The organism is Butyricimonas sp. Marseille-P2440 (assembly GCF_900091675.1).
Taxonomy (GTDB): domain Bacteria; phylum Bacteroidota; class Bacteroidia; order Bacteroidales; family Marinifilaceae; genus Butyricimonas; species Butyricimonas synergistica.
In genome coordinates this window covers 1060100-1076422 of record NZ_LT594610.1, presented here as the reverse complement: position 1 = coordinate 1076422, position 16323 = coordinate 1060100, and the positions used below count along the sequence as shown (strand labels likewise).

The 16323-nt window shown below is 44.7% G+C and carries 16 protein-coding genes and 1 CRISPR repeat array; of the genes, 3 read left to right on the top strand and 13 right to left on the bottom strand.

The window, feature by feature from the left end:
• Window positions 1–146 precede the first annotated feature (146 nt).
• The 8 genes from nth to BN8899_RS15480 form a co-directional block, all read right to left on the bottom strand.
• Complete coding sequence (gene nth / locus BN8899_RS15515; RefSeq protein WP_018336651.1) at window positions 147–800, bottom strand: endonuclease III; 654 nt, start codon at window positions 798–800, stop codon at window positions 147–149.
• 66 nt (window positions 801–866) lie between these two features.
• Window positions 867–1730, bottom strand: coding sequence for an SDR family oxidoreductase (locus tag BN8899_RS15510; RefSeq protein ID WP_065220082.1), 864 nt, complete (start codon window positions 1728–1730; stop codon window positions 867–869).
• Window positions 1727–2560, bottom strand: coding sequence for an SDR family NAD(P)-dependent oxidoreductase (locus BN8899_RS15505; RefSeq protein WP_065220081.1), 834 nt, complete (start codon window positions 2558–2560; stop codon window positions 1727–1729). The genes BN8899_RS15510 and BN8899_RS15505 overlap by 4 nt, the downstream gene beginning before the upstream one ends.
• A 23-nt stretch (window positions 2561–2583) precedes the next feature.
• Window positions 2584–3795: an NADH:flavin oxidoreductase gene (locus BN8899_RS15500; protein WP_065220080.1), complete on the bottom strand. Its 1212-nt coding sequence runs from the start codon at window positions 3793–3795 to the stop codon at window positions 2584–2586.
• Between the two features lie 27 nt (window positions 3796–3822).
• Window positions 3823–4584 carry a DUF1295 domain-containing protein gene (locus tag BN8899_RS15495; protein ID WP_018336655.1) on the bottom strand — a complete coding sequence of 254 codons (762 nt, stop codon included), beginning with the start codon at window positions 4582–4584 and terminating at the stop codon, window positions 3823–3825.
• Between the two features lie 204 nt (window positions 4585–4788).
• Entirely contained in the window at window positions 4789–5541 is a 753-nt protein-coding gene (locus BN8899_RS15490; RefSeq protein ID WP_065220079.1) for a CDGSH iron-sulfur domain-containing protein, read from the bottom strand.
• Between the two features lie 77 nt (window positions 5542–5618).
• Window positions 5619–6389 (bottom strand): YaaA family protein, encoded by a 771-nt coding sequence (locus tag BN8899_RS15485; protein ID WP_065220078.1) that lies wholly within the window; start codon window positions 6387–6389, stop codon window positions 5619–5621.
• A gap of 5 nt (window positions 6390–6394) precedes the next feature.
• The gene (locus BN8899_RS15480; protein WP_065220077.1) at window positions 6395–6610 is read right to left on the bottom strand and encodes a heavy-metal-associated domain-containing protein; all 216 of its coding nucleotides are present in this window, start codon (window positions 6608–6610) and stop codon (window positions 6395–6397) included.
• A gap of 354 nt (window positions 6611–6964) precedes the next feature.
• Here BN8899_RS15480 and BN8899_RS15475 point away from each other — a divergent pair, with 354 nt between their 5' ends.
• The gene (locus BN8899_RS15475) at window positions 6965–7528 is read left to right on the top strand and encodes a hypothetical protein (protein WP_222860559.1); all 564 of its coding nucleotides are present in this window, start codon (window positions 6965–6967) and stop codon (window positions 7526–7528) included.
• Here BN8899_RS15475 and BN8899_RS15470 read toward each other — a convergent pair.
• Window positions 7523–9193 carry a putative transporter gene (locus tag BN8899_RS15470; RefSeq protein ID WP_065220076.1) on the bottom strand — a complete coding sequence of 557 codons (1671 nt, stop codon included), beginning with the start codon at window positions 9191–9193 and terminating at the stop codon, window positions 7523–7525. The two genes, BN8899_RS15475 and BN8899_RS15470, sit on opposite strands and share 6 nt — an antisense overlap.
• A gap of 64 nt (window positions 9194–9257) precedes the next feature.
• Between BN8899_RS15470 and BN8899_RS15465 the strand changes: the two genes are divergently transcribed.
• Together BN8899_RS15465 and BN8899_RS15460 are read left to right on the top strand one after the other, a co-directional pair.
• Entirely contained in the window at window positions 9258–9833 is a 576-nt protein-coding gene (locus tag BN8899_RS15465; RefSeq protein WP_065220075.1) for an RNA polymerase sigma-70 factor, read from the top strand.
• A gap of 127 nt (window positions 9834–9960) precedes the next feature.
• A complete protein-coding gene (locus tag BN8899_RS15460; protein ID WP_065220074.1) occupies window positions 9961–11415 on the top strand; it encodes an amino acid permease in 1455 nt (484 codons plus the stop codon).
• Between the two features lie 74 nt (window positions 11416–11489).
• Here the strand turns inward: BN8899_RS15460 and BN8899_RS15455 are convergent, their stop codons facing one another.
• From BN8899_RS15455 to cas4, 4 genes are all read right to left on the bottom strand, one after another.
• Window positions 11490–11855: a hypothetical protein gene (locus tag BN8899_RS15455; RefSeq protein WP_018336663.1), complete on the bottom strand. Its 366-nt coding sequence runs from the start codon at window positions 11853–11855 to the stop codon at window positions 11490–11492.
• Window positions 11856–12019: 164 nt separating this feature from the next.
• Window positions 12020–14079: direct repeats of the CRISPR family, unit length 30 nt; unit sequence GTTTCAATACCACCTTGGTACAATTAATAT.
• A 311-nt stretch (window positions 14080–14390) separates the two neighbouring features.
• A complete protein-coding gene (cas2, locus tag BN8899_RS15450; protein WP_065220073.1) occupies window positions 14391–14651 on the bottom strand; it encodes a CRISPR-associated endonuclease Cas2 in 261 nt (86 codons plus the stop codon).
• Window positions 14651–15655, bottom strand: a complete 1005-nt coding sequence (gene cas1b / locus BN8899_RS15445) for a type I-B CRISPR-associated endonuclease Cas1b (RefSeq protein WP_065220072.1) — start codon at window positions 15653–15655, stop codon at window positions 14651–14653. Before cas1b ends, cas2 begins: the two co-directional genes overlap by 1 nt.
• A 152-nt stretch (window positions 15656–15807) precedes the next feature.
• The gene (cas4, locus tag BN8899_RS15440; RefSeq protein ID WP_065220071.1) at window positions 15808–16323 is read right to left on the bottom strand and encodes a CRISPR-associated protein Cas4; all 516 of its coding nucleotides are present in this window, start codon (window positions 16321–16323) and stop codon (window positions 15808–15810) included.

The window sequence follows — 16323 nt, the reverse complement described above, 5'->3', positions numbered from 1 at the left end:
TTTTTTTTCTCCTCCTTACGCAACCTTTTGACTTTTCCTGCATCTATTGGATGTGACTAAGTAATAAAAATGGGTTATAAAGAAAGTGGACTCACGAAGTAGTTCCAATTTTAGGGTTAGTAGTAAATAGTGGAAAAGGGCTGTTCTCACGAACAGCCCTTTTTAATTAGTTTATCGTTGTACCTGCACCATGCCGCAATTCCACATTCCTCGCATTTCGGTTTGCGAGCCACGCACACGTACCGACCGTGCAATATCAACCAATGATGTGCCCTCGATAACCATTCCGAGGGAATATTTGCCACAAGCTGTTTCTCTGTTTCCAAAGGAGTTTTTGCCCCTGTCACCAAACCAATACGGTCTGCTACCCGGAACACGTGCGTATCCACGGGCATCGCCGGACGTCCGAAAGCCACCGCCTCCATCACGTTCGCGGTCTTTCTTCCCACACCCGGCAAGGTCTGCAATAACTCGAAATCCGACGGAACCTCTCCCCCGAACTCGTTCATCAGTTTTTTAGCCATCGCCGATAAATGTTTTGATTTATTATTCGGGTAGGAAATCGAACGTATCAACTCAAAAATCTCCTCCACCGTCGCCTCCGCCATAGCTTCAGCAGTCGGGAAACGCTCGAACAAAGCCGGGGTAACCATATTCACCCGTTTATCCGTACACTGGGCTGAAAGAATTACAGCCACCAGTAATTGAAAAGGGTCACTATAATGTAACTCCGTATCGGCAACAGGCATCTTTTCCCGAAACCACGCCAACACTCCGTCATACCTTTCTTTTAATTTCATACTTCAATTGTTCCTAGTTTCAAGTCCGCAAGTTACAAGTTATTTTTACAACATGCAAAACTAAAATCAATCCGTTTCTCCCCACGGGCGACACAACTTTTCCTGCACAAAATGGAGTGTTTCCTCCCACAATGCCCGACAAGCGGCAACATCTCGGGTTTCAGCAGGTAGCTTCACGGGATGTCCTCGCCGGAAAAGACCACCCGTCACGTGAGCGTAACGATCAGTCGTGGCGAGCATGATAGCGGAAGAGGCTCCGCGGGCAGGCGACTTCACAAACGGACGAAACAATAAATCGGTCAACGGGTCGAACCAGCGTCCCATGGTAAGCATTCCCGTGTTCACCACGCCAGGATCAACGGCATTTACAGTGATCGTGCGCCCATGCAAACGCCTAGCCAACTCAGTTGTAAACATAAGAACGGCAAGTTTAGAATCAGGATACACCCGAAAACGATGAAAACGCTCCGGATCCGGAACTAAGAAATGAGTCCCCACGTGCCCCATGAAAGTGGTGATAGAAGTAGTATTGATAATACGCGACTCTGTATCATAACCCATGAAAGGAAGCAACGAATTGGTAAGCAACCATGTTCCCACGTAATTCACCCCGACAGCAGACTCCAAACCATCCTCCGTCAAGGAAAACTCGCCCGGCATAACCCCGGCGTTATTCACCAATACGGCTATATTCTTCCTCGCCATCTCCCCAGCGAACGCCTGAATCGAAGCAAACGACGCCAAGTCCAAGCGAAGCAATTCCACCCGCCTGTTACCACTCACGCGGGCAATCTCGTCCCGCACGGGAAGTGATTTCACGGTATCGCGACAAGCCATCACCACGGGCATTCCCGCACGAGCCACCGCTAATGCGATCGCCCGTCCCATTCCACCGTTGGCTCCAGTGACTACTACCCAACCTTTTTTCATGCTCCTTTAATCATTCTTATAACTTTATGCATCATCCACCGAATCACACCGAAAGGCAAAAGTACCAATATTCCCAGCATAAAATAATTAAATACACCGGGAATCACCCTCGCCCTCCGGTGGAACATTGCCCGCAGCCCGCGACGAGCCAAAGCACGGGGAGTCATCATTACCCCAAGATTCAAAGCTAACCGTTGCAAGTGTTTCGGGAGATCGTACAAATCTGTTGCCACCGCACCGGGACACACCGCCGTAACACTCACCCCGTGATCGAGCATCTCCAAACGGAATGCCCGCGAGAAACTTTTAAGAAAGGCCTTCGTGGAAGCATACAGAGAAATAAAAGGATACGGGAACCAAGCAGAAATGGAAGACATATTAAGAATATACCCCCTCCCCTTGTACTTCATATCCTCTCCGAAATAGCGACAGAGCAATGTCGGCGTTGTCACGTGAAGCGTCAACATCAATTCTACACGGTCGGCAGGGACATCCACCACCTGATCAAAGCGGAACACTCCCGCATTATTCACCAGCACGTCTACCACCATTCCCCGCTCACGACAAAACTCGTGCAAACGCTTCGCCGCATCCGGCACGGCAAGATCCATGCAAACCGGATAAGTCTGCACGCCATACGCCACCGCGAACTCTTCCGCCGCCTGCCGGAGCGGTACCTCCTCGTTACTCACCATCACCACGTCGTACCCCCGCTCGCACAATTGCCGGGCGTACTCCCTCCCTATCCCGGAACTAGCCCCGGTCACGACAGCCGTGAGGGTTTGCTTTTGGCAAGTTACTGGTTGCCGGTTACAAACGTTTTCTTTCATATGACTCTTTAAACTTTTAGTTTTTATCTTTTAGCCTTCTCTATTTCCCTCGCCACCGCCTTCGGCAAATCCTTCACGTGCCGATGACACGCCATCTCGCGGGAATACATCCTAGCGATACAATAATTAACGTGCTCGCAAGCATTGCGGGCATTCTCCTCACGTGCCATCCGATTCACAAAATCCGGTTCGTTCAACAAGGCGCGCGCCATGGAAACAAACTCGAATCCGGCATCCAACACCCGGTCTATCGTTTCCCGGGCAATCAAACCGCCGACAAAGACAAGCGGCAAACGCAACGCTTCCCGGAACTTCACCGCATCATCGTAAAAATAAGCTTCCTTGAAAGGAACCGTCTGAATCATAAAACGTCCCGCCAAACGTACCCCCCAACGTAGCCACGCCTGATTCATGTAATGTGTCATCGAACGAATAGGCATCGCTCCCCTCATCACGTACATCGGAGCCCGGCTAACAAACCCGCCACTAAGAATAAGCGCATGGGCTCCCGCTTTTTCCAATGCCTTTGCAACCTCTATACATTCCGGCACCTCCATTCCGCCCCGAAAACCGTCACGAGTATTCACCTTCACGAGCACCGCCATATCGTCACCCGCGGCAGTCATCACCTCATCCATCACGATACGCGCGAACCGCATCCGGTTCTGTAACGAACCACCGTACTCGTCATGACGATGATTCGTGTAGGGCGAAAGGAACTGGCTGATTAGATACCCGTGTCCGGCATGTACCTCCACGGCATCGAATCCCGCCTCCCGGGCAAGACGCACGGCATTCCCGTACTCCCGTGCTACCTCGACAATCTCATCTCGCTTCATTCCCCTAACCAAAGTAGGCGAATAAATATTGAACCCGCTGGAAGCAGAAATAGGTGTACAACCACATATAGAACGATGGGACATATTGCCACAATGCCCTATCTGAATAGAGGCAGCGGCTCCCTCGGCATGAATATCGTCGGTGATACGGCGCAATCCGGGTACAATCTCCCGGCGTAACCACAACTGGTGGGGAAACGATAACCCGCTTCTCGTCACTGCCGCATACGCCAAAGTGGTCATCCCGATTCCCCCGCGGGCAACCGACACGTGATAATCGTGTAACATATCCGACGGTGCATTTCCCGGGCACATTCCCTCGAACGCTGCCGCCCGGATTGTCCGGTTGCGTAAAGTCAAGGGACCAATATTATAAGGTGTAAACAAACTACTCATATTCAATCTTTAAGTCAAAATTTAAAACTAATAAATAAACGGTATCACCCGTTTCAAACGCAACACACGTACCTCATCACCAAACTCATCGAGATAACGATGATAGATCGTATTCGCCCGCGGCACGAGGTTGGCAAATGTCCAAACGGCAAATACCGTGCCGGAAAGCGACCAAGTAAGTATAGCAAATCCCGTCCATTCCACGATCTCGCCAAAATAATTTGCCGAAGTCACGTAACGAAACATGCCCCCGCGCGGCAGGTAATGGGCAGTATCCCCGGGACGCCGCAAATGGCGGATAATATGATCGGATTGCAAATTAATCAACATCCCCCCAAAGAAGACGACAGTACCGACAATGAATTGCGGTGTGGCAAACCATTCCGGGGTGTACAAATCCGCGGGAGAGAAATAAAATATCCATCCACCCTGCATACAAGCATTCAACACGTTAAATGTGATACCCATGAGCACGATTCCCAGCGGCATCCTCCCCTTGCCCTTCAACAGGAAAGGAAAAACAAACGAACGCTGGAAATAATGTATCTGAAAAAAAAGAAAAAACACCAACGGCACAGCATCGAAACGGCGGTCCGAAAAATACCAGTAAAGCAACATCGCAATAAAAACCGGACTCTCCATGAGCACCCATCCCAGCCGATTATCAAGTGGGCGCCCCCACTTCGCGTCAAAGAACATACCGTACCCTGCTTTCACGTGATAAAGAGCCACAAACACCACAACCGCGATCGCAGTCATCACGATCAGGAAAATATGAAATCCTTCCATAACTTCTTTATTAATTTCTGACAAAACTAATAAAAGAATTTAGAATTTAGAACGGAAAACTTCAATAATTCACACTCTCTTTAATTTCTCTGAAAAACATTTCCCACTCTTGGAACAATACTCCAATAAAGGCAATACCCCTTCTACGCGGACAAAAACACCGCGTTATCCGATATAATACACCTGTCCCGGTCAATGCCCCTCTTACCGCTTGATCTCCCCGTGTGGTCCCGGCAGACCGTCCCGGAAGCGGATACTGGCATGAGTACCGTCGCAGAAAGGTTTATTGGAAGAAGCACCACAACGGCAAAGAGAGACCCGGTTGCGAAGCTCGTATTTCACGCCCTCCGTATCATCAATAGGAATAGCTCCCCGAACGAACAAAGGTCCGCTGCAACGTTCCTGCGGGTCTTCCAGCAGAACGAGCGAGGGAGTCAACTTGTTCTCGATAAACTCGCCCTTCTCCTTGTCCCATGCCTTCAATCTCCCGGCAGGGCAATAATTCGCTTCCCGTACGGTAAGTTCCCGTGCTTCCTGGTCGTCGGACTCCTCGACAAGATTCCACACCTTACCATAAGCGTCACAGAAACGGGCGAAAGCACAATATTTCTCGTTATCAGTCAATTCCAGCTCGGGACCGTCAAACACATCGGCATTGTCAAGCAATGGTATATTGTCAGCTGTCAACGAGGGATTCCAGTTCGTCTTCAAGTGACTGCCATCGCAGAACGGGGCGTTTGCCGAAGCGCCGCAACGACAGAGAGCCACGGGATCCTCCTCTATTTCAAACTCAATACCATCACGATACGACCACGAGGCTCCTTCCTCGTTTTGCACGATAAACTGTTGTTTCATCGGTGGACGACCATAGACAAGATAAGGTCCTTTCCGGTCTACCACGATAGAATACTTATTATCATTCACGGGAGTTCCCGGTTCTATTTTACGTTCTTTCATGGTTTATTAGATTTATAACATGTAAGATATACCACAAAAAGAACGGTTTTGTTTCAGAAAAGAGAAAGAAAAAAACGTTATTTCTTCACCCGTGTAAAGAAATAATGCTCCTCGTCGGAAAGCTCCGGATTGAACGTGAAACCATCCCACCGGAAAGACTTCAACTCCTCGGGATCCTCCACCCGGTTAAGCAGGATATAACGGGTCATAATCCCCCGTGCCACCTTGGCATAGGTACGGATCGTTTCGTACTTGCCGTCACGCCATTCTTGAAATTCCGGCGTGATAACCCGTACTTTTTCCCGAATAACCTTCATTTGCAAGGCTCCTTGTATATCGAGGCTGGCAAGATTTACCAAAATACCCCCGGCAGAGTGGACGGAATCCAATAATGGAGCTGTCAACTTAGGAACCCAATAATCATAAAGGTCACCCCCGTCTACCCCGTTCAATTTCACGGCAAAAGCAATACGATACGCTTGTATGAGGTCTAACGGTCGTACCAACCCATAAAGGGTCGATATTACACGAAGGTGCTCCTGGGCATATTTAAAATCATCGACAGAAAACGAAGCGGGATCAATAGCCTTGAAGACGCTCCCGTTATACGCCAGCAACGCTTGTTTACGCGGGTTGGACAAGCTGCCGAACCGCTGGTAACGTTCGTAATTCTCACGTGCCAGCTTATCGCTTATCTTCAACATTTTCTCTAAATCAGACGCCGAGAAACGACGCATCCGCTCCGCGAGGTATTCCGCCTCCGTGGCGTACTCGGGCGTAGTACCCGGTATTTCTTTCTCCACCATGGACATATCCATGGTTTTTGCCGGTGATAAAATAATTAACATGCTCTCTAATGTATTTCTTCAATTTTAAACCCCGCTCCCTCGAACGCCTTACGCACGGAACGCGTATCGCCCGTCTGTAACGTCACGGTCAACACCTTGTCGGGATGTTGTAAATCAACAGACCAATCCTTAACATCCCTCGTGCTGTTCAAAAACGGGGTGACTTTTGATACGCAACCATTGCATTTCAAATTTGTCCTAAATCGAAATTTCTTTTCCATGTCTACTTGTTTTAAAGGTCTTCATTATACGGTCACTTCTATTTGACATTCCTACTTCTTCAAATTTATATGTTTACGAATAAATACACGTCAATGTTTCAAACAACAAGTTCATAACTTGTTATACCACCAAATACTATACCAATGATAACTTTTTTTTTGACATTATCACGGGATTACAATAAAAACTTTTCCGTTTCCCGTGTCCGCCAACCACTAACGAGGACAAAATCGTGTTTCTAAAATTTCCATGCAACAAAACAATACAATTCGTTGGTTTTTATAAAATATTCGCGTAACTTACTTCCCGGCTGTGAACTCAATTGTTCAAGAAGGTTAAATATAAAACACACAATGATGGAAAGAAAAGATATAACACTGCACGTCGCTCCGGAGGCACTCATGGCTCTCGCTTTAATACTGGAAATGAAGCTCGACGAATGGGAAGAAGACCCGCAAAAGGAATTATACCTGCTTATGCCCGACCTTATCGATGAATTCAAATACACCATAGACGAAATGTCGAAACAAGGGACACTCGCCAGCAAAATATTCGGGAAGAACCGGGAAATCCACCCGACAAAGATCACCTTTTCCAGCGAGAACGGTCAGCACGTGTTCTACCCGGCAAAAGACCTGCCCGTCGTGGACGGCTGGCACATCTTGTTTATAGGTTCAAATGTCAAAATCGGGGTGAAAGGACAAAAACTGACACCAATACGCATAAAACAAGGAAAACTCGTGCCGCAAGATACCGACATGAATGACGTCTACAAGACATTGCTTATCGGGGCAGGCTTCACCTACTACAAGATAAAAGATGACCTACTGGACATCACGGGCAAAGGCTCCCAACCAATCACGGGATGTTCCATCGAATGGGGAAAAAGTGATTTTTACGATCAGACAAATTTATAGAAACAACATCAAAATCACCTGCGCCAAAATTACCCGGACGAACATCGTCAACGGGTAGACCGTTGCATACGCCACGGAAGGCGAATCGTTATCCACGGTAGTGTTGACATAATTCAAAGCCATGGGATTGGACATACTCCCGCACAACATACCCGCTACCGAGCCGAAATCTATTTTCATCCACTTGATAGCAACTGCAGCCACGATTACCACGGGTACCACCGTGATCGCGAAACCGAGCGCCACCCACAACGCACCCTCCGGACGAAAAACCGTCTCGAAAAAATGCGTCCCAGCATCCAAACCAAGGCACGCCAAGTACATCGAGAGCCCGAGAGCCCGCAACATCAAGTTAGCGCTGATCGTGGTATAAGTAATCATATGTATCCGGGGACCAAAGGCTCCAACAAGAATACCCATTACAATAGGACCACCCGCCAATCCAAGCTTCACCGGGAAACTAATCCCGGGAATAACCAAAGGTATCGAACCCAACAATAAGCCCAACACCATACCGATAAATACCGCCACGAGATTCGGCTCGTCAAGGTCTTTCACTGCATCGCCGACCGCTTCTCCTACTCGGGCTATAGCGGCTTCCTCTCCAACCACGTTCAGACGGTCGCCCAACTGCAACACCAGATCCGGCGTCGGCAAAAGCACGATACCCGCACGATAGATACGGGTCACGTTAATGCCGAACTCGTTTCTCAAACGCAACGCCCCCAAACGCTTCCCGTTAATATCGGGGCGGGTAATCACAATACGGTGTGACACGAGCTGATTATCCACCTTATTCCAGTCAATATCTTCTTGGTTCCAATCCGTACTATCCCTCTCCCCGATCATCATCGACAACGCATCGACATCCCCTTCCGTGGTAATTACCAACAAACGGTCGTCCACCTGTACCACCGTGTCTGAAGCGGGAATAACCACCTTTCCATCCCGCCACAAACGAGAAATCACAAACTTCTTCGACGACAAGCGGGCAATCTCCTTGATGGTCTTACCCGTCACGCCGGGATTGCTCACGTTTATTCCCACCACGATTGTCTTCTTGCGCTTATCCTCACCTGTCTTCTTGAAGAATATCCTCGAGGCAAAAAGCTTACGCACGAAAATCACCGCCAAAATCACCCCGACCACTCCTAACGGGTAAGCCACGGCACATCCCAATGCCAGATCGGCAGCAGAAATTGTCGGATCGCCCATTTGCTTCAACGTCTGCTGCGCCGCACCCAACGCCGGGGTGTTCGTCACTGCTCCACTAAGAATACCCATCATATCGGGCAACGACACCCCCGTAGTCCAATGAAATCCCAAGGTCATCACCACCCCGAGAAACACCACGACCATCGCCAGTATATTCAACTTCAACCCGCCCTTCCCTAACGAGGAAAAGAAACCGGGTCCCACCTGCAACCCGAGGGCGTACACGAAAATAATCAACCCAAAACTCTCGGCATAATTCAACATCTGGGGGTCAATAGTAAGACCGAAATGACCTGCCATTATACCGGCAAAGAACACGAAGGTCACTCCCAACGACACTCCCCATATACTGATTTTCCCCAAAGCCAACCCTACTGCCGAAACCAGCGATACCACAATGACCGCCTGAATGACAGAGTGTTCTACAAATAAACTATTTAACCATTCCATATATCGAACTTTGAGTGCCAAAATTAATAAAATTTCCTACCTTTGCAACAATCAAAGTTGGATTATGGAACACGGGAAAAACAAAGAATTAACGTGCAACGAGTTTGAAAGCATCTTCAAACAGCACTTCACTGCACTCTGTACCCATGCCATGACTTTCGTGAACGATCTGGATACTTCCAAGGACATCGCTCACGATGTATTCCTCAGCATATGGAACAACCGGGAAAGAATAGACTTCTCCCGTCCCATTCTACCCTATCTTTTCAGCCTCACCCGCAACCGGGCTATCAACTACTTGGCACACCGGAAAGTAGAAGATACCCACGTGCAACAGGAACTCGTCGAAGAACCCACGTACACTTTACCTTCTCCTGACAACCGGGAAGAATTGCTTCGCCTTATCATGGAGCGGATAGACCAGCTTCCCGAACGTTGCTCGCAAGTCATGAAACTATGTTTCATTGAATGTAAAAAGTATAAAGAAATAGCGGATGAACTCAACATTTCCGTCAATACCGTCAAGACACACGTCACCACCGGATTGAAAATACTACGTGAAGAATTTCCCCCTTCCCTGTTTCTCCTCCTCATCATGGGTGGCAATACTTTACCCGAGGAACTACATCCGAGCATTTAGTACTGGTAACCAAAATATTAGAAATTTACCTAACAAATATTCCCCTTTTTACGTTATAACAGATCGATACGATTTGTTACAAACAAAAAAGAGGAAATTACTACATCTTATTTAAAATTATTTCGTTATGACTAAACCAACTAAACACATCACGACAACTCAACTCGCATTGATGACGGCAGCCGCTGTCATTAGCTTGCGGGGACTCCCCATGATGGCACAAGAGGAACTCACCATGTTCTTTTATATCTTCTTCGCGACATTCCTGTTTCTCATTCCCGCCGCCCTTGTCGGTGCGGAACTAGGTAGTGCCTTTGCGGCAAAAGGAGGAGGAGTCTACACGTGGGTGAAGGAAGCATTCAACCAACGCATGGGCTTCGCCGCCATCTTCCTGCAATGGATACAGAACGTCGTCTGGTATCCCACCGTACTCGGTTTCGCTGCCGCCTCCATCGCTTACATGATAGGCAAACCGGATTTGGCACAAAACGGAATGTTCGTCGGGTTATTTTCTATCGTCATGTACTGGTTCGCCACGTGGGTAACCCTCAAGGGAACTTCCACCGTGTCGAAGATCACCAGCCAGGGATTCCTTCTCGGAACCGTGTTACCCGGTATTGTCATTATTATCATGGCAATCATCTGGATCGTTGGTGACAATCCGATCGCCCTGGAACACGTGCCCGCATCCGTTTCGGAAGTTGTCAAAATCGACGCAGCACAACACGTGCACCCCCGCCTGTTTCCCCATATCACGGGAATGAGTGACATCGCCTTTCTAGCTGGGATATTACTCCTTTTTGCCGGGGTTGAAGTACATGCCGTACACGCCCAAGAATTACAGAACCCCCAAAAACAATTCCCCAAGGCAATGTTCCTCGCCGCACTTATATCCTTCGGGATATTTACCCTCGGGGCTCTAGCTGTGTCTATCGTCACACCTTACGACCAAATAAACTTACAATCGGGGTTATTTGTTACTTTCCAACAACTATTCGACCACTATCACATCGGTTGGGTTACCAACATAATGGGACTTCTCGTCGCTTTCGGGGCGCTGGCTGGAGTCATGTCATGGATTTCCGGTCCCAGTCGTGGTCTGCTTTGGACGGCAAACGACGGGCAACTCCCCGACTTTCTGAAGAAAACAAATAAAAACGGTATTCAGATCAACATCCTCATCATACAAGGTTGCATCGTCACGGTATTATCGTCCCTCTACATGGTCATGGACGACGTCAGCGTGGCATTCTTCCTGTTAAGCGCCCTCACGATAGGCTTGTACTTACTCATGTACATGATGATGTACGCCTCCGGAATTAAACTGAGGTACACCCAACCCGATCTTCCCCGAAGCTATCGGGTACCGGGAGGCAACATGGGTATGTGGCTGATAGCGGGCATAGGATTCCTTGCCGTGCTATTCTCCTTCGCTGTCACCTTCTTCCCGCCGTCCCAACTCCCCGTCGGCAGTCCGGCAATGTACACCGGGTTAGTCGTCGTCGGAACCGTGGTATTCTTCTCCATACCGTTCATCATCAGTATCTCGATGGAAAAGAAACGTCAACGCCGTGGTCACTAACCGCACATAATACCCCAAGCGATAAGTCCAGTACTTATCGCTCTTTTTATAACATCCTTGAACACCCGACCTTTTTACAATATCGGAAGATCTTCCGGGTCTATCTTTTCAAGAATGTCAAATTCCGTGTAAAAAGTCTTTGCCACGGCTTTCCGATGAGACGTCGTTTCCTTTGACAATAAATACGTGATCTTCCCCTGCGCATCGATCGTGTATCCTTCCACGTAAGCATACCTCACCTCCTCGGGAATCCGAGTTCTTCCATGCTCATCCGGGGTAACCCTCCTGAATCCAGGCGTAATAATCCGGATTCTTTCATTCACGTCAAATCTTTTGTTGGCATCAATATACTGCCGTCTCAAAACACTTTGTTGCTCCCGAGCGTCTATAATAATATCCTCAAGAGTCTTCATCTGAGACAAATAATCCTCTTTGTTCATACTAATTTTAGAAATAAAAAAACATACCTTAATACATCATCACTATTTTACAAATATATCTATAAAATTGATAAACACCATAATTTTCCATAAAAAATGATGACATACCTAAGTTTAACAAGGAATCCTTGATTACCTCTAAAGAATAAGATTTAAACATTTAAGCTTTCATTCCACCTTGGTTCAATTAATAGAAAGAAGCTGTATTCATACGGGCTGAACTACTAAAGTTTCAATACCTTCTTGGTTCAATTAATAGCCCTATATCCCCCGAGGGAGAAATAGAGATTCCTTTATTTCAATACCACCTTGGTACAATTAATAGGAGATAACATGTCTGACAACGGGATTAGGAAAACGTGTTTCAATACCACCTTGGTACAATTAATATCGAGCGAAGCGAGCGAAACAAACTGTTTCAATACCACCTTGGTACAATTAATATTGGGAATGGTGGCTTGACACGGGAGACGCAGAATTGTTTCAATACCACCTTGGTACAATTAATATTTCATCAGATATTCCCGGCGTAATTCGGTTATTAATGTTTCAATACCACCTTGGTACAATTAATATTAGATACCTTGATTCTCAGCAGCAAGCTGATTTAAGTTTCAATACCACCTTGGTACAATTAATATCATCAGCAAGGCCATCAAGAAGAACAAGGTGAAGCGTTTCAATACCACCTTGGTACAATTAATATTGTTATTTTTCAAGAATATAATCGCACTCAAGAACTTGTTTCAATACCACCTTGGTACAATTAATATTTTATTCCGGAATTGCAACCATAAGCCTACCAAAGTTTCAATACCACCTTGGTACAATTAATATGAAGTAGCTTGAGAAAGATCAGCTTCAAGACCATAAGTTTCAATACCACCTTGGTACAATTAATATCGTTCATCATGGCTTTAATTTTTTAATTGTTACTATGTTTCAATACCACCTTGGTACAATTAATATGGAATTGTGGTTAGCTACCGATGGCGGTCGAGTTGGTTTCAATACCACCTTGGTACAATTAATATTAAGTTACAAGCGACACAGTACATGACCTCGAAAAGTTTCAATACCACCTTGGTACAATTAATATTCCGGCTCTTTTAAATCGTGTTTTTGGTGTTAATGTGTTTCAATACCACCTTGGTACAATTAATATTCCAACAACTTACCCGTTACACAATCGCGTAGGTAAGTTTCAATACCACCTTGGTACAATTAATATAATGGAACCCCATGCCATCCACACGGACCAAGTATGTTTCAATACCACCTTGGTACAATTAATATTGGCACGAATGCAAAGGATTTTTCAGCACTCCCGTTGTTTCAATACCACCTTGGTACAATTAATATTCGGGCAATTCTTGATACTCTAACGGGTTCTCTCTCGTTTCAATACCACCTTGGTACAATTAATATACTGAATCTTATCCCTTATAACATTCCCGATATTGAGTTTCAATACCACCTTGGTACAATTAATATTTAATAAGACGAATCAGGTCTAATGGAGTGGAAAAGTTTCAATACCACCTTGGTACAATTAATATTTCTTCTGTTTTACCTACTTCTCCTGGCTCACTTTTGTTTCAATACCACCTTGGTACAATTAATATGAAAAAGGAGATGTCTACACATCTCCTTCAAAGACAGTTTCAATACCACCTTGGTACAATTAATATAAGCAATCTACCATCGGGAGGGGACAGGATTGCATTGTTTCAATACCACCTTGGTACAATTAATATTTTAAAGCTTTGGTCGATAAATGGTGTAAAGAAGTGTTTCAATACCACCTTGGTACAATTAATATCGAGCGAAGCGAGCGAAACAAACTGTTTCAATACCACCTTGGTACAATTAATATAGAAAATGAGTTATTAACAATTAAAGACAAAAGCTAGTTTCAATACCACCTTGGTACAATTAATATCGGACTGTAAAATCTCGATATCTTCAGACTCCTTCGTTTCAATACCACCTTGGTACAATTAATATTCTCCAACGCATTATTCAACCAAACAGAAAGATACGTTTCAATACCACCTTGGTACAATTAAATACCACCTTGGTACAATTAATATTCTCCAACGCATTATTCAACCAAACAGAAAGATACGTTTCAATACCACCTTGGTACAATTAATATTTTATATCCCATGTGGAGTCTGTCCTGCATGTTTAAGTTTCAATACCACCTTGGTACAATTAATATCCGTTATAAAAAACAACGTTACCAACAAAGAATCAACAAATTAACATCTTATCAATCTCTATTTTTCAAGTAAAATTTGCGTCGACCCCTAATAATAAGATTTTCCCGGGATGTTGACGACTTTATATAAACATCTAATATTCAACAAATACCAGATAATACTCTCCTTAATTACAAATATAAATCATCGCAAACTACAATTCATAAATGAGGTCGACGTCATCATTCTTAATTATCATCAAACAAAAGAACTCAAATAAACACTACAAATATAAATAAATACACGCAACAATCCTTCCCCCATCTATCTTTTACAAAAAATTAGATACACTTGAACGTTCATCCCCAATAATTTCCTTCTGCAACCATCTTTCATCACGACTTTTAAAAACGATCAAACTATCCTTGTCCTCCATAATTTCTTTTGCTTCTAAAGTTAATTGTTTCAATTGTACTTCCGAAACTTCCCCTTCAAATACACTATTTTGTATCCAGGACAAATAACGCCTACATAATTTCAACATCTTGGATGTTCTTTTCTGATCCACATCATACACTAAAATCACATACATTACCACCACATTTTTAAAGGTTTATATTCTTCAATCCCTAACAAATGCTTTGTCAACTTATAACATTCCAATTTAATCAAATGCCTATAACTCACGTTCCTTCCTAGAACCCGATGTTTGATTGTTTCTTTTGTTCGTCCTTCCCATTCTTGAACAACTTTTTTCATTGCATTAGGTTTCAATAAACATCCATTCAATTTTTGGTCAAAATCAGAAGCTTGCACCTGTTTCCGATTAAACATCGAAAATATCAATCGATCAGCTAAAATCGGTTTAAATATCTCCGCTACATCTAAAGCTAACGAGTACCTCCTCTCTCCCGGTTCATGCAAAAAACTAATAGTCGGATTTAATTGCGTGTGATATATTGCATCTAAACAAACTGAATAACACATGGCGTTTGCGAATGAAATCATGGCATTCACTTCATTTGAAGGCGGCATCTTCGTTCGATTACCCATTGTAAAACCATCAATAATAACATCAAACGCTTCATAATACACCTGGCGAATATTTCCCTCGATACCCATAAGCACCGGAATTTCATCCGCAGTGGCAATCAGAGGAATATATGACTCAACACGCTCAATCTGAATTGTAGTATCTTTTCCCCTGTTATTATAGTATTTCAAATTTTTCAACATATTAAATGCAGCCCCCTGAATAAAACTTCTAGCAATCTCCATCCGTTTTTCTTTCCGAATATAATGTTTCATTTGGGCTATCTGCATCCGTCCTGATAACAAATAATCTCTAGGCATAAAAGAACCCGTGTAATGCTCATAATAATCAAAAAAATGTACTGCCACCCGATTCTTTCCTAAAAAATTATACAGAGCACTATTGGCATCCAAACTTCCATATATAAAAAAATTATCCACGGTTTCTATCGGAATATATCGTGGCTGACCTTCCTCTCCGTTTTCATCCACGGGAGTAAATTTCAAGGTATTATCCGATCGGCTCATTCGACCAGGATTAAATAAATAATATGTTCTTTTCATAATATAATCATTTTAAAATTTGTATCCTTATATACACTCAACCCCACGTAATCCAATTTATCAGGAAAAAGATTATCTTTTTCCTGATAAATCATATCATTGAAAATCAATCATTAATCAACATGTCAAAGAACACTTATCCAATTTCACCTTTACTCTTCTTCACTCTCCCCTGAATAACAAAATTCAAAATACGAACATTGTCCGCATTTCCTTTTAGACAACCCTTCCGGACAAGCTTCATCCTCAACAATAGCTTCAATCTCCATTATCATACGATCCAAAATTTTCCGATCAGCATCCTCCAATACAACTTGCTGAGTTTCCCTCAAAAGAGGATATTCCAATATTCCTACAACACCCTCAATACCTTCCCTTTCAAACAAGTAAATATAAAACTTCACTTGCCAGACATAAGCCTCTTCCTTTGACGCCGATTTCTTAATCTCATGAATAACCTTAGCCTTAGAATCGTAATAATCAATAACGGAGCCACCAATTCTCACTTCCTCGTACTTAGCCGTTCGCTGGGGATACGACACCTCATGGACCAACTTCCCTTCCGTAACAACATCCGAAGTATGTTCCATCCTAACGCCATTCGCATGCAACCACAATTCCCGCTTGCACACGTGATACAAATTTATCAATGTCCCGGTAACCATCAT